This is a genomic window from Oceanobacillus caeni, assembly GCF_019037185.1.
GTDB lineage: Bacteria > Bacillota > Bacilli > Bacillales > Amphibacillaceae > Oceanobacillus > Oceanobacillus caeni.
Genome location: NZ_JAHHXM010000008.1, coordinates 31623 through 45247, shown reverse-complemented (window position 1 = coordinate 45247; position 13625 = coordinate 31623). Strand labels below are relative to the sequence as shown.

Sequence of the window (13625 nt, the reverse complement as noted above, 5' to 3'; positions counted from 1 at the left end):
AACGTTCTGAAACTTGATAAATGATACGGTCGGAATGACTTAACTTATTCTCTAACAAAAAGTAGTGAAGATTGTAAACTCTTATAATAACATTGTTTTTGGTAAACTTAACTAATGGAGTTGAATGTCGAAACAAAGGAGTGAACGATAAATGAATCATATCAATTGGATGGAAGAAGTGCTAAAAAGAAAAGAAGATTTTATAAAGGATTTACAAGGACTTTTACGAATCAAAAGTGTGTTTAATGAAAACGATAAAAACCCTGAAGCTCCTTTAGGGCAAGGGATTAAGGATGCTTTGGAATATATGCTAAATATGGGGAGTAAAGATGGATTTATAACAAAAAATGTTGGCAATCTGGCAGGTCATCTTGAAATGGGACAAGGAGATAAACTTATCGGTATTTTAGGGCATGTTGATGTTGTACCAGAAGGAGATGGCTGGAGTGTCGATCCGTATGGTGCAGTAATAAAAGATGGAAAGATTTATGCTCGAGGTTCTAGTGATGATAAAGGCCCAACGATCGCAGCATATTATGGAATGAAAATTGTAAAAGAATTAGGTCTGCCACTAAACAAAAGAGTTCGTTTAATTGTTGGAACGGATGAGGAAAGTGACTGGAGATGTGTGGAACATTATTTTGCAGAAGAAGAAATGCCAGATATGGGCTTTGTGCCTGATGCGGATTTTCCTATCATATTTGCGGAAAAGGGAATTTCCGACTATGACATCGTCCAAGATATCGGTGCTAGTACAGCAAATGCCGACTTTAAATTGCTATCATTTCAATCAGGTCGAAGATACAATATGGTACCAGATTTTGCAGAGGTTCATGTACAAATAAACTCTGAGTTAGAAAAAATGGATCAGGAATATCGAAACTATCTTAAGGAGTGGGAATTAGAAGGAGACGTTTCAGCGAATGGGAATGAACTCACTTTGACATTAGTTGGTAAAAGTGCCCACGGTGCTGAACCACGAAATGGGAAAAATGCTGGTATTTTCTTGGCTAAATTTTTACAAAGCTTAGGGTTGGATGCACAAGGGCAAAAGTTTGTAGAAACTATTTCTTCCTTCTTTAATCAATCACGTGGGGAAGTCTTTGACATTTCTTATCAAGATGAAGAATCGGGAGAGTTGACCATCAATGTTGGAATCATAAATTATACAAAAGAAAAGGGCGGCCATATTGGATTAAATATGCGTTATCCTGTAACATTTGATATAGAAAAAGGAAAAGCGAAAATAGAAGAAACCTTAAAGAAGAATGAACTAAAAATGGAAAACTTTACTGATTCCAAGCCAACTTATGTGAAGAAGGATGATCCACTTATTCAAACATTACAGAGGGTATACGAGGAACAAACAGGGGAAAAAGCAGAACTTCTTGCTATTGGTGGAGGAACTTATTCACGTGCCCTGGATCATGGCGTTGCCTTTGGTGCATTATTTCCTGGACGTGAAGATGTGATGCACCAAAAAGATGAATATGCCATCGTGGATGATTTATTAAAAGCAACAGCTATTTATGCACAGGCTATTTATGAACTGGCAAAGGTATAAGACGAAAGGAGAGAAAAAAATGAAATACGCAGATACATGGGATTTGGAAAGTATTTTTCCCGGTGGTACCAAATCTGAAGAATTACAGAAAAAAATAAAATCGGTGAAAACTGATATTCAAGCATATCAAACATTATTAAGGGAATGGAATTTTCAAGAAGATTCGTCCGTTGCAACCTTTAAAAATATTTTAAATAAACGTGAAACGATTGCTAAGGGATTAGGTCAATCTTCTACTTTTGTACAAATGACACATGACGCATACATGGATGATGAATATGCTAATGTGGTAATGGGACAAATCATGGATTTGTATAGTGAAGTGCAAAAGTTATCCACTACCTTTACGAAAAAGCTTGTAAAGATTTCAGACGACGAATGGCAAAAACTCTTGAATGATAAAGAATTAAAGGAAATATCCTTTACCTTAAATGAAATGCGTGATGAAGGAAAACGCCTTTTATCAGAAGAAGAGGAAAAAATCATTGCTGAATTAAATAAAGATGGTTTAGCAGCTTGGAGTCGTCTTTATGATACGACCGTGTCTATTATGACAATTCCCTATAAAGATGAAGATGAAGATGGAAAAGTAACGGAATTATCTGTTGGACAAGCTATGAATCGAATGTATGCAGATCCCGATCCTCAAGTAAGAAAGCAGATTTTCGAGGAATGGGAACTTGCTTGGACGAAGTATGCTCCAATTTTTGCGGATACGATTAATCATTTGGATGGTTATCGAATAACGTTACAAAAAGCACATGGGCGAAAGGATCATCTAGAGGAGCCATTAGAGTATAATCGGATGTCTAAAGAAACCTTAGACGCGATGTGGTCTGCTGTTGCTAATAATAAACAACCGTTCCTCGACTTTTTAAACCAAAAGGCAACTCTGTTCGGGATGGACAAATTAGGATGGCAGGATGTGGATGCACCGGTTACGCTTGAAGATGCGAAACCAACTCGTTTTACGTATGATGAGGCATGTGAGTTTGTTATTACTAACTTTGCATCCTTTGGTCCTAAGCTATCTCGTTTTGCGAAACATGCTTTAGAAAGCCGTTGGGTAGAAGCAGAGGATAGGCCAAATAAACGTCCTGGAGGTTATTGCACGAGTCTTCCAGAGTTTGAAGAGTCTCGGATTTTTATGACATTCTCAGGGACTCCAGCAGATACGAGCACCCTTGCTCATGAATTAGGACATGCCTTCCACAGTGATGTCATGAAGGATATTCCAAGTTTAAATCGTCAATATGCGATGAATGTGGCAGAAACGGCAAGTACATTTGCGGAAACCATCATTGGGAATGCGACGATAAAGAATGCCAAAAATGATGTAGAAAAGATTTCCCTGTTAAATTCTAAGTTAGAAAATGCTACGGCAATGTTTTTGAATATCCATGCTAGGTTCCTGTTTGAAAATGCGTTCTATGAGGAGCGCTCCAAAGGAATTGTTTCTGAAAAAAGACTAAATGAATTAATGGTTCAAGCACAAAAAGAAGCGTATGGTGATCGTTTATCAAGTTATCATCCCCATTTTTGGTGTAGTAAGCTTCACTTCTTTATTGATGACGTACCTTTTTACAATTTTCCGTATACATTTGGTTATCTATTTAGTTTGGGAATTTATGCGAAATACTTAGAACAACCAGAAGGATTTGAGGATAAATATATCGCCTTATTAAGGGATACAGGATCGATGAAGGTGGAAGATTTGGCGGAAAAACATTTGGGTGTTGACCTAACCAAACGGGATTTCTGGGAAGCAGGAATTCAGCTAGCAGCAAAAGATGTTGAGGAATTTATTGAATTGACAAATGAAGTAAAAAATAAGTAGAGGATTAAGGTGCTACTCCCGTTGGAGAGCACCTTAATTTGAGTAACATATAGAAGGCAAGCAGCGGGTAGACAATTTAGGGAATCTATTTGGTAAATTAGATTGTATAAGAAGAGGGTATTTACAAAACTAGAATAAACGTTTACTATGAAACATGCATTTAAAGAATTAAACATGTAGGTAAGGAGATTAAACATGGAATTTATTGAACTACTAAAAGCCATCATACTTGGGTTGGTGGAAGGATTAACAGAATTTGCCCCAGTGTCCTCTACCGGTCATATGATTTTAGTGGATGATATGTGGTTAAAGTCTACCGATTTTTTAGGGAAATATGCAGCTAATACATTTAAAATTGTTATCCAGCTCGGTTCCATTTTAGCCGTGGTGGTTGTATTTAAAGATAGATTTATTGATTTACTTGGACTCAATCGGGTTTTTAATAAAAAAGAACAGGCTAAAAGTGGTCCACATTTAAAACTTACACACATTATAGTTGGTTTGTTACCTGCAGGAATTTTTGGATTACTATTTGAAGATTACATTGATGAGTATTTATTTACGACGAAAACGGTTTTAGTTGGTTTACTTATCGGTGCGATTTTTATGATTGTAGCGGATTTATTTCGTTCTAAAAATCCAAAGGTCGTTTCCGTCGATCAAATTAGTTATAAGCAAGCCTTTTCAGTAGGGTTGATTCAATGTTTATCATTGTGGCCTGGATTTTCTAGATCAGGTGCAACGATTTCTGGTGGGGTATTATTAGGTATGAATCACCGTACGGCATCTGATTTTACTTTTATTATGGCTGTTCCGATTATGGCTGGAGCAAGTTTCTTGTCATTATTAAAAAACTGGGAATACTTTACACTGGAGGCATTACCATTTTTCATCGTTGGGTTTATTAGTGCATTTGTGTTCGCCTTAGTATCCATTCGCTTTTTCTTAAAATTAATTAATAAAGTTAAATTAGTTCCGTTTGCGATTTATCGAATTATTTTAGTAATTGTTATTTACTTTTTATATTTCTAATAGACTGACCCTGATTTCGTTCATCATTTTTGTGCGGAGTTAGGGTCTGTTTTGTGTAGTAATATAATGGAATAAACGCTGTATTACGTTTTCCATCAAAGGGTAGAAGTTCAAATAATAAGGAGCAACGTATTCGTTGCTCCTATTTGTTTTTCTAATAAGACTTACATTTTAATCGCAACTTTTCTCGTCAATAAACGAATGATCCAGACGGTGAAAACAATTAATAACAATAATCCTAGGACGGTCACCCCTTGTGGAAGAGAGTCCAACGTTGAAAAACGATCAGACAAAGGTAAACCTAGTGAAATTCTAAGGAAATAATCTTTTAACAAGTTAATCATAATAGCTACTAGAATAAACAGTAGACCAGTAACGGTACCAAATCGGTAGAAACTTGCACTAATGAACCAACCAATTAGGTAAAAGATAAAGAGTTGCAAACTGAAAACACCTATAGCCAAAATCCAGTTACTTCCGGGATCTACATATGGGGTTAAAATAACAGACAGCACCAAATCCCCAATAATATTACCATCTACATCCGATACAACTTCATTAATAATATCTATTCCACGGAAGTTTATGTTTAGTAAAGTCGTTACAATAAACTGTTCAACTATAGATATAATTGCTGTGATAATCGGAATTGCAAGAGATAATCCAACGGAAGCGAGAAGCGCCCCTTTAAAATAATCCTTTCTAGTAACCCCGTTTTCTACATAATAAGGAAGAAAGTATATGGCTAGCAGTCCAATGATAATCATAAAAATATTAGAAGCAATTAACACGGATGCATAATAGCCGTCCGCTTCAGTTCCCCGGACAAGATTAATTACGATTTTAACAATGTTAATGATAAACATGACACCTAAAAATCCGAATGTCCATATCATTTGCGCCCAAAACATGTCACGTGCCACTTTAGGAAAGTTTTTCATCGATGTTTTCCTCCTCTGTTAAATGAATGAACAAATCTTGCAGGGATATTGGTCCAACTTCAAGACCTTGTTCCATTGCCATTTTTCTCTCCTGGTTAGTTAGTTCACCATATATCATGACGGACTTTGTATGACCTAATTGTTCTTCGTTAAGTTGCATTTTCGATTGGACAAATGTCTCCACTAAATCCCTATCTCCGGTAATCGTAGCCCCTTTTGAAAGGAGTGAGTCATAATCCTCTTGTAATAAAATTTTTCCTTTGTTTATGAAAATCACTTCATCAAATAAGTAATCCATTTCAGAGACAAGGTGTGTAGATAGGATAATAATTCTTGGATGATTTTCCTGGTCTTTTAATAATTCCTTATAAAAGATATCTCTTGCCGGAGCATCCATACCAAGGTAGACTTCATCAAATATCGTTATTGGAGTTCTACTTGCTAACCCGACGACGACATTAACAGCAGATTGCATACCTTTGGAAAACTTGTTAATAGGCTTTTTCGTATCAAGTTTAAATTGTTGGATTAAATACTCTGCATATTGCATATCAAAATTAGGTCGGTATCGCTGTATACCTTGTAACAACTCTTTTATATTGTCTGATTCATCTTTATAATCCTTATCATAAAGAAAGGCAACATGCTGCATGATTTTGGCATTTTCAAAAGGAACTTCCCCATTGATTGTAACCGATCCCGATGTTGGTTCACGAAAGGAAGCAATAATAGATAGAAGAGATGTTTTACCTGCACCATTTCGACCAAGTAATCCGTATAATTTCTTTTCATTTATTTCAAATGTTATATCCTCCAATGCCTTATGATTTTCAAAATGTAAACTTAATTGATCCACTTTTATATTCATTCCGCCTCACGCTCCTTTACATTTTTTATAAATTGAATGATTTCATTTTCTGTGATTTCCAATTTATTCGCTTCATGAACTAACTTCACCACATAATCTTCCATAAAAGATTCTTTTCGTTTTTGGATAAGCATTTCTCTCGCTCCTTCTGCTACAAACATACCGATTCCTCTCTTTTTATAAAGAATACCTTCATCAACTAACTGGTTCACACCTTTTGATACGGTAACGTGGTTAATTTTGTAAAAGTTAACGAGTTGATTGGTTGAAGGTGCTTGTTCTCCTTCTTTTAGTTGATGTTTCAGAATTTGATCTTCAATTTGTTCACGCACTTGTAAATAAATTGGTTTGTCTTGATTAAACGTTTTTCTCAAGATTATCGCCTACTATTCCTTCTTATTGTTTACGATAATATGGTTATATAGTTATGTATATAACTATATCGGTATTTATTTCCCTGGTCAAGAATAATTTGTACGTCAATTAAATTGGTTAGGCTTATCCAGTTTCGTAAGCAGCTACAGAATAAGAAAAGTCTTTGAGCTCTCCACTACGAATATTTGAGTTGGGGATCGAAAGAATACTCCCACCTCAAGCTTCTGAGGAAACAAAGAAGGTAGGTAGGAGTCTTATTGCCTGTAAAGGTCCGATAACCATCAGTGGGAGTGAAGGAATAAATCCCCACTAATGGAAATCTTCTTTTATGAGCATATATGTTGAATTAAGTATTTATGAAATGATAATATGTTAATTAAAGATAACGAAAGCGTATCTGATTATAGGTAGGATGGTGTAAATATGGGATTTTTAGATAAATTTCTCAGAAAAAATGATAAGGAGATGGAAAATATGTCAAATGTTAAGTTAGCAGTAGTATTTTATTCAATGGGTGGAACAAACTTTCAAATGGCGAAATGGGCTAAAGAGGAAGCAGAAGCAACAGGTGCAGAAGTTCGTTTATTAAAAGTTGAAGAGTTAGCACCAGATTCTGTAGTGGAAGCAAATGAAGGTTGGAAAGCTACAGTAGAAGCTACAAAAGATGTGCCAGTAGCAACTTCAGAAGACTTGGAATGGGCAGATGCAATCATCTTTAGTGTACCTACACGATTTGGAAATATGGCATCTCAAATGAAACAATTCATTGATCTTCAAGGCGGACTTTGGGCAAACGGGAAGACAGTAAATAAAGTGGTAAGTGCGATGACTTCTGCACAGAACCCACATGGTGGTCAAGAAGCAACCTTGCTATCTCTTTACACTTCTATGATGCATTGGGGAGCTATTATAGCGACACCTGGATATACAGATCCTGTATTGTTTGGTGCTGGTGGTAATCCATACGGAACAAGCGTAACAGTCGATCAAGATGGTAAAATGGTGGAAGATGTAGAAGCTGCTGTTAAACATCAAGCGAAGCGTACGGTAACTATTGCAGAATGGGTTAAAAAAGGAAATCAATAAAGAATAAAAAAAGGTGTTAGCTGATATAAAAGCTAATACCTTTTTTTATTCCAATGTCGACATTTCCCGGGAAATGTCGACAATATTTTTCATGATACAATAGGCTATGCGTTTAATCTAATAATGCCCGTATTTCTTTTTTCTCCATAAAAAATAGGGGATAAGACTTAATAAAATACCCAATATTATAGCAATAGTGCCTATAAGGACAGTATCCGTCATCATTATTTCCACGATATCCCAAAAGGTTATGTCTTTAACGAAAACTTGGTACGGGTTATCCACGTTATAAATGATTGGTATAGAATCTGTATATCTGTTATAAGTGGGCCAAGTAACTCCCTTAGCGATAAATATGCTTTCATCCTGATTAGCTGGTCGATACATTAACGAAATGTAATATTCATGGTCTCCATGTAAAGACGAATTTAAATCAACATCTTTATCCAATATAAGTGCATTAGCTTCTGCATGATTGTCTCCGAAAAATCTTTCGTAGCCATTTTCCAATGCATCTTTTCCTTCAGTAAAGGAGAAGTAAAACAAAGTTGCAACGATTCCTCCAAATATAACAAAGGTTATTATAAAATTTCCAACCTTTTCTAAGTGTAATACTTTAGCTATTATCCCGAATCCTTCTCGAATGGGCTTAATTTTCATCATCCAATATAGAATATAGCCAGCTGGATAAAGGCTAAAGATCATTAATAAAATGTAAAATATATGAATCTCTTCTTTTAAATGGCTTTCTAAATAAAACTCCCCATCCGCTTCAAAGCCAGCAATGGAATCGCCAACCTCTGCTCTTTCAAAAAAATCCTGACTTACTCTTATCATGGAGGAATTGTATTTTGTGGGAACATGGCTTTCAGGGATTGCTTCTATTTGAATGGAAAATTCTGGCCCCTCTAAAAGATTAACTACTGCAAATTTTCGTATGACCTTCACTTCAACGATGTTGTTATTTGCTTCTTCCATGAATTCCTTATGTTCTAACCAGTTTCCGTAAATCGTAATTAATAAGAATATAAATGCGAGAAAGGCAAATAACCTTGACCATATAAACCCCTTTTTGTTGTTCTTCATATTTGTCTCCTTTAACTATTAAATTCTCTTATATGTATATTACTTATTTTATAACTATTGTAAATAGTATTCCAAAAAGTATTATAATAGGTACAATATGGAAAATAGGAAGTGAAACGTTTGAAGATCATCGATGCTCATATTCACTTAGATTTCTATAATCAATATGAAATAAATCAAATACTTAATCTAGAGTTTTTAGAGGCATTGGTATCCGTATCTACTAATCTTAACTCATGTAAGAAAAATCTCCAGTTATCTTTGAATAATCGGAAAGTGAAAGCTGCATTTGGGTTTCATCCAGAGCAACGGCCACCAAATGAGCAAGAATTGGAGAGCTTAATTAAATGGATGAAGAAGCATAAAGATGTAATGATTGCAATTGGTGAGGTAGGCCTGCCATATTACTTGAGTAAGGAAGGAAAAGTTTCCGAAAAAGAATTTCAGTTATATGCTGAATTGCTTGAAGTATTTGTTAAACTGGCAAAAGAGTGGGATAAGCCAATGGTTATACATGCTGTTTACGACGACGCTCCGATTGTTTGTGATCTTTTAGAGAAGTATTCTGTAACCAAAGCACATTTTCATTGGTTTAAAGGGGATGAAGCTACTATTGCTAGAATGATTGAAAATGGCTACTATATCTCCGTTACTCCAGAGGTCGTATATAAAGAAAAAATTCAGAGGCTAGTTCAAATTTATCCCATTGATCAAATGATGGTGGAGACAGATGGTCCTTGGAAATTCGAAGGCCCATTCGTAGATAAGAAAACAGAGCCAACTATGATCAAACAATCTATATCCACTATAGCAAGATTAAAAAGTCTTTCAGAAATAGAAGTTGCAGAAAAAGTATTAAATAACACAAAGCAATATTATGGATTCTAAGGGGGAAGCATGTTGAAGCCAATCTTTTCAATCATTTTTATATCCTTTTTATCATTAATGGGATGCAGCTCACAACATGATGAGACGATGACTTTATTAGATGAAAAAGTTGTAGAAGTTAAGGTCTCAGAATCAAAAGGGTTAGGTGGTATGAACGAGGATATTATATATTCGTTTAAGGATCAAAAATCTTTGAATATCTTTGAAACGGCTATTCGAACTGCAGTAGAGCAGCCGGGAGAGAAGGTTGTTTCTGAACCTGAGTATGATGTAATGGTTGAATATAAGTCATCTAACGGTGAATTCCCAACTCATGGTTTGCATTTATGGTTAGGAAAGGAAGATGAAGTAAGCACGTTCGTTTACATAGCAGATGATGTTGTGTATCATACTTCTCCTAAGATGACGAATAAGTTTAGAATGTTGTTAGTGGAGAGTGAATAAAGAATTATATGAATGGGATGAATGAAATGAGCAAAAACAAAGAGATAGTTGTAAGGTTTCATTTTGGTTTTCTGATTAGGCTTGCCTTCCATTGGAATTTAAAACATATTAATCAAGATTAATACTGGGAAGTTAGATAAGGGAGGATATGATTGTTTAAAATAATCATTTGCACCTTAAAAAGAGATGATCGGAAGTGATGTGCATGATGGATACTTTACTAGTCATCCATATTCTAACTGGTATTCTTTGTTTAATAACGGGTGTATTCGCCATGATTGCTAAAAAAAGAAGAGGAAAACATACGAGATTTGGACAAATTTATCATTTGTCCTACATCGGTGTATTTTTAACAGCTATTTTCATGTCTATAATAAACTGGGAAGAGAGCCAGTATCTATTCTACATTGCTTTGTTTTCTTATAGTTTAGCTTTAATGGGTTTCCTGTCTGTTAAAAAGAAGAAATCGAAAAAATGGTTATCGATACATTTAGGTGGAATGCTAGGTTCTTATATTGGAATAGTTACAGCAACGTTAGTAGTTAATATACATAAGATTCCATACTTAAATGAATTTCCTGTTCTTATTTTCTGGTTTTTACCGACCATCATTGGAACACCTTTTATAGTTATGGTAGGTAAGAAATATGGGCCAAAGCCTAGAAAAATGATCAAATAACTGAAACTTTTCTTCATGAAACCCGTAAGGATGGTAACAAGTATTATTCTGTAATAAAGGAGGAACGTCACTTGGTCTTATTTTTAGAACTGATATTTTTTCTAGCAATCGGATACTATATTTATCAATTTGTTCAAGTGTTATTTCGATTAGGTCATCACGTTGTTTTACCTATATCGGAAAAGGAACTATTAGGGATTCGAAAACATCCAGATAAGCTAATTTATCATCCAATATTTTCTCGGCAAAAAAGAGGAATTATTTTCTATTCTTGTTTGCTTCTTTTTATTGTTACCATGTTTTTCTTATTATTTTTTTTCCGAGAAGAAGATAGTATAAATTGGCTGTTAAATGTCATGTTTTTACTTCCTTTGACATACTCCGATGATATTTTGAATTTATTCGCAATCGTGGATGACGGCATATTATCAGGAAACCGGTTTATTTCCTGGAATAAAATAAAAGATGTTCAATTCATTCCGATTGATATGAATCATAGATTTTATGGATTTAATAAGGAAGTGAATAACGGGTATGAATTAAAGGTAAAGGGTAGGTTCAGATCAACAAGTTGTGTTGTCATGTCAGATGAAATGAAAGATAAGTTAACAGAAATAATTAGTGAAAAAGCTAATATACAGGTAAATGAAGCGATGAAAGAAGTATCTATAAAATGATGGAGAAGCTAGAAAAAAAATATTAGTCTGAAAAAATCCGAACTATGATCAAAAATCTTCCATTAGAATTTGAGTTAGTTCGGATTTCTCTTTAAATACTGATATCCCATTCACGCAATGCGGATTCTAAATGTTAATCCACGTTATTTTTCGTTCTCCATAGTTGTTCAATAATGATGACTAAACCTGTTCCGACAATTAATCCGTTACCCATTACGTTTTGCACGATCATTGGTAAATCAGCAAATACTTCAGTTGGTAAGAACATAATTCCCATTCCGATTAAATAGGAGACCCCAAGTATAGTTATTTTTCTTGAGTCCAATTTTACTGATGTTAAATTTTTCACTGCTAACCCAACTAATTGAACGAAAGAGGCCATTATTGCTGCATTCGCAATCGGACCCGGAAGGCTAGATATAAGTGAAATGACCGGTGGGAAAAACGTAAAGATAATTAACAGTATCGTAGCGTAAACAAAAGGTTTCCTACGTTTTTGACCGGTTAAAGCCATAAAGCCAGAAGTAGTAGCTAATGGCACATTTGCGATTCCGGCAAACCCTCCAGCTAATCCATGACTAATACCAGAAAACATTGTTCCTTTGTTTATTTCTGTATTACTGTCTTTCGGTTGTCGACCTAGTATTTGATTGGCTGCCACAATGGAAGCAACTGTATTAGAAATAACAATGACTGCTGTAAAAAAGGCGATTGGAATTAGACTTATATCGAAAATTGGTGTTCCAAAGGCAAATAGTTCAGGGAATGAAAACCATGAGACATTTCCCGGATGGTTTTCTGTTCCGATAACTATGGCATAGCCTACCCAACCAATAACAATTCCAATGAAAACTGCATAACTGCTTAACCAACCTTTAGCGAAGGTTGATAATCCTAGAATGGTAAAGAAGGTAATAAATGCAAGGATTGCTTCTGTTAACTGAATGGTATTGGAATCCCCTTGTAGGCCTAACATCCCGCCCAAAAAGGTACCACTTAATTGAACCGTTAATAGTAGGAAAAAGGTTCCTGTAACTAACGGTGTGAAAACAGGTAAGATTTTCTGTGCGAGTTTTAAGAAACCGAATAAAAATAAAAAGAGCCCTGTTAAGAGCATAAGGGTTTCTAATGAACGTAATGTATCGGCTAAAGAGTTTCCATTTTGTAACCCCGTTACGGCCATGACAGAAAAAATACTAATCCAAATTCCCGCTGGACCCTCCATAATTGGAAGTTTATGGCCAAATAAAACTTGAAGTAAAGAAGCAACGCCTATGGCAAAAAAGGAACGCTGCATTAACCCAGATACTTCGATAAAATCCATCTGGTAAATGGCTCCAATTACAATGGGCATAGCAACAGAGCTTGCAAGTAAGAAAACGAACCATTGAACGGTTTCCATGGTTGTGCTTGCAAAGTTAGATTTATTCAATTCAAACACTCCTATTTCTGTAAAGAAACTATTAATAGTAATATTTTATCATTAGTTTTCTATATTTGGAGAAAAAAGTATACGAACCATTTGATTCACGTTCCAAAATTAATCTTAATATGTCATAATTCTGCATGATTTGCTATAAAAAGAGTATGCTTTGTTTTCATTTTGCGTATTTAGTAGTATGATAAAATAGTAATGGAAAATTATATACGAAATGGAATTAGGTGTCTAATATAGACTGAAAGTGAGTGTTCAAAAAGGGAGATGAAAAGGACCGAGGTCGGCTAACTGCGCAACGTCCTTTTGCAACGCCGATACTAGCACGTCCTGTGCGTCGCAGTTCGAGGCGGTGTAGCTTTCGTTACCGGAACGTATGCAGTAAATACGTGAGGAACGGAAAAGCAAGCATTCATGCGAAATGCGAAGTGTCATTTTCACCGGACTTTTTGAACAACCTCTTAAAAGGGAAGTTGGTGCAAACCCAACGCGGTCCCGCCACTGTAAATGGGAGCGAACTACAAATACCACTATACGTTATGTATGGGAAGGTGTAGTAAGCAATGATCATGAGCCAGGATACCTGCCTAATTCAACGCACTAGTACCTACGAGGATGGGAGGAAGGTGGTGACAGGATTATACTATCTGGAATTATCTGCATCTTTACGTTCATCTGTAGAGATGTTTTTTGTTTTACAAAAGTATTTAGCA

At 35.4% G+C, this 13625-nt stretch carries 13 protein-coding genes and 1 riboswitch; of the genes, 8 read left to right on the top strand and 5 right to left on the bottom strand.

Annotated features, from left to right (window positions below; all coding sequences use genetic code 11):
* Positions 1-151 precede the first annotated feature (151 nt).
* From pepV to KM885_RS06855, 3 genes are all read left to right on the top strand, one after another.
* Positions 152-1564, top strand: a complete 1413-nt coding sequence (gene pepV / locus KM885_RS06865; RefSeq protein ID WP_216883714.1) for a dipeptidase PepV — start codon at positions 152-154, stop codon at positions 1562-1564.
* 19 nt (positions 1565-1583) lie between these two features.
* Positions 1584-3401 (top strand): M3 family oligoendopeptidase, encoded by a 1818-nt coding sequence (locus KM885_RS06860; protein WP_216883713.1) that lies wholly within the window; start codon positions 1584-1586, stop codon positions 3399-3401.
* A gap of 195 nt (positions 3402-3596) precedes the next feature.
* A complete protein-coding gene (locus KM885_RS06855) occupies positions 3597-4433 on the top strand; it encodes an undecaprenyl-diphosphate phosphatase (RefSeq protein ID WP_047184364.1) in 837 nt (278 codons plus the stop codon).
* A 164-nt stretch (positions 4434-4597) separates the two neighbouring features.
* On the opposite strand, the gene KM885_RS06850 is transcribed toward KM885_RS06855, so the two are convergent.
* The 3 genes from KM885_RS06850 to KM885_RS06840 are packed head-to-tail and all read right to left on the bottom strand — an operon-like array spanning position 4598 to position 6616.
* Entirely contained in the window at positions 4598-5374 is a 777-nt protein-coding gene (locus tag KM885_RS06850; RefSeq protein ID WP_047184363.1) for a hypothetical protein, read from the bottom strand.
* On the bottom strand, positions 5358-6242 hold the full coding sequence (locus KM885_RS06845) for an ATP-binding cassette domain-containing protein (protein ID WP_204798355.1): 885 nt from the start codon (positions 6240-6242) through the stop codon (positions 5358-5360). The genes KM885_RS06850 and KM885_RS06845 overlap by 17 nt, the downstream gene beginning before the upstream one ends.
* Entirely contained in the window at positions 6239-6616 is a 378-nt protein-coding gene (locus tag KM885_RS06840; RefSeq protein WP_047184361.1) for a GntR family transcriptional regulator, read from the bottom strand. The genes KM885_RS06845 and KM885_RS06840 overlap by 4 nt, the downstream gene beginning before the upstream one ends.
* Before the next feature lie 475 nt (positions 6617-7091).
* Between KM885_RS06840 and wrbA the strand changes: the two genes are divergently transcribed.
* Entirely contained in the window at positions 7092-7703 is a 612-nt protein-coding gene (wrbA, locus tag KM885_RS06835; protein WP_047184397.1) for an NAD(P)H:quinone oxidoreductase type IV, read from the top strand.
* A gap of 117 nt (positions 7704-7820) precedes the next feature.
* Here wrbA and KM885_RS06830 read toward each other — a convergent pair whose 3' ends face one another.
* Positions 7821-8789: a hypothetical protein gene (locus KM885_RS06830; protein WP_047184360.1), complete on the bottom strand. Its 969-nt coding sequence runs from the start codon at positions 8787-8789 to the stop codon at positions 7821-7823.
* A 111-nt stretch (positions 8790-8900) separates the two neighbouring features.
* Between KM885_RS06830 and KM885_RS06825 the strand changes: the two genes are divergently transcribed.
* The 4 genes from KM885_RS06825 to KM885_RS06810 all read left to right on the top strand — a co-directional run bounded on the left by KM885_RS06825 (position 8901) and on the right by KM885_RS06810 (position 11477).
* Positions 8901-9677 (top strand): TatD family hydrolase, encoded by a 777-nt coding sequence (locus KM885_RS06825; protein WP_111014464.1) that lies wholly within the window; start codon positions 8901-8903, stop codon positions 9675-9677.
* 12 nt (positions 9678-9689) lie between these two features.
* Positions 9690-10121, top strand: coding sequence for a YhfM domain-containing protein (locus KM885_RS06820; protein ID WP_047184358.1), 432 nt, complete (start codon positions 9690-9692; stop codon positions 10119-10121).
* 199 nt (positions 10122-10320) lie between these two features.
* Positions 10321-10800, top strand: a complete 480-nt coding sequence (locus KM885_RS06815) for a DUF2306 domain-containing protein (protein WP_047184357.1) — start codon at positions 10321-10323, stop codon at positions 10798-10800.
* A 71-nt stretch (positions 10801-10871) separates the two neighbouring features.
* Positions 10872-11477, top strand: a complete 606-nt coding sequence (locus KM885_RS06810) for a hypothetical protein (protein WP_060668766.1) — start codon at positions 10872-10874, stop codon at positions 11475-11477.
* Positions 11478-11610: 133 nt separating this feature from the next.
* On the opposite strand, the gene KM885_RS06805 is transcribed toward KM885_RS06810, so the two are convergent.
* Positions 11611-12909, bottom strand: a complete 1299-nt coding sequence (locus tag KM885_RS06805) for a purine/pyrimidine permease (RefSeq protein ID WP_047184355.1) — start codon at positions 12907-12909, stop codon at positions 11611-11613.
* Between the two features lie 412 nt (positions 12910-13321).
* Positions 13322-13517, top strand: a riboswitch (cobalamin riboswitch).
* The last annotated feature ends 108 nt before the right edge of the window (positions 13518-13625 follow it).

What these genes read in the sequence shown, in the direction of transcription:
- pepV (WP_216883714.1), top strand. Translation starts at nt 152, where the DNA reads ATGAATCATATCAATTGGATGGAAGAAGTGCTAAAAAGAAAAGAAGAT.
- KM885_RS06830 (WP_047184360.1), bottom strand. Translation starts at nt 8,789, where the DNA reads ATGAAGAACAACAAAAAGGGGTTTATATGGTCAAGGTTATTTGCCTTT.
- KM885_RS06860 (WP_216883713.1), top strand. Translation starts at nt 1,584, where the DNA reads ATGAAATACGCAGATACATGGGATTTGGAAAGTATTTTTCCCGGTGGT.
- KM885_RS06815 (WP_047184357.1), top strand. Translation starts at nt 10,321, where the DNA reads ATGTGCATGATGGATACTTTACTAGTCATCCATATTCTAACTGGTATT.
- wrbA (WP_047184397.1), top strand. Translation starts at nt 7,092, where the DNA reads ATGTCAAATGTTAAGTTAGCAGTAGTATTTTATTCAATGGGTGGAACA.
- KM885_RS06855 (WP_047184364.1), top strand. Translation starts at nt 3,597, where the DNA reads ATGGAATTTATTGAACTACTAAAAGCCATCATACTTGGGTTGGTGGAA.
- KM885_RS06845 (WP_204798355.1), bottom strand. Translation starts at nt 6,242, where the DNA reads ATGAATATAAAAGTGGATCAATTAAGTTTACATTTTGAAAATCATAAG.
- KM885_RS06850 (WP_047184363.1), bottom strand. Translation starts at nt 5,374, where the DNA reads ATGAAAAACTTTCCTAAAGTGGCACGTGACATGTTTTGGGCGCAAATG.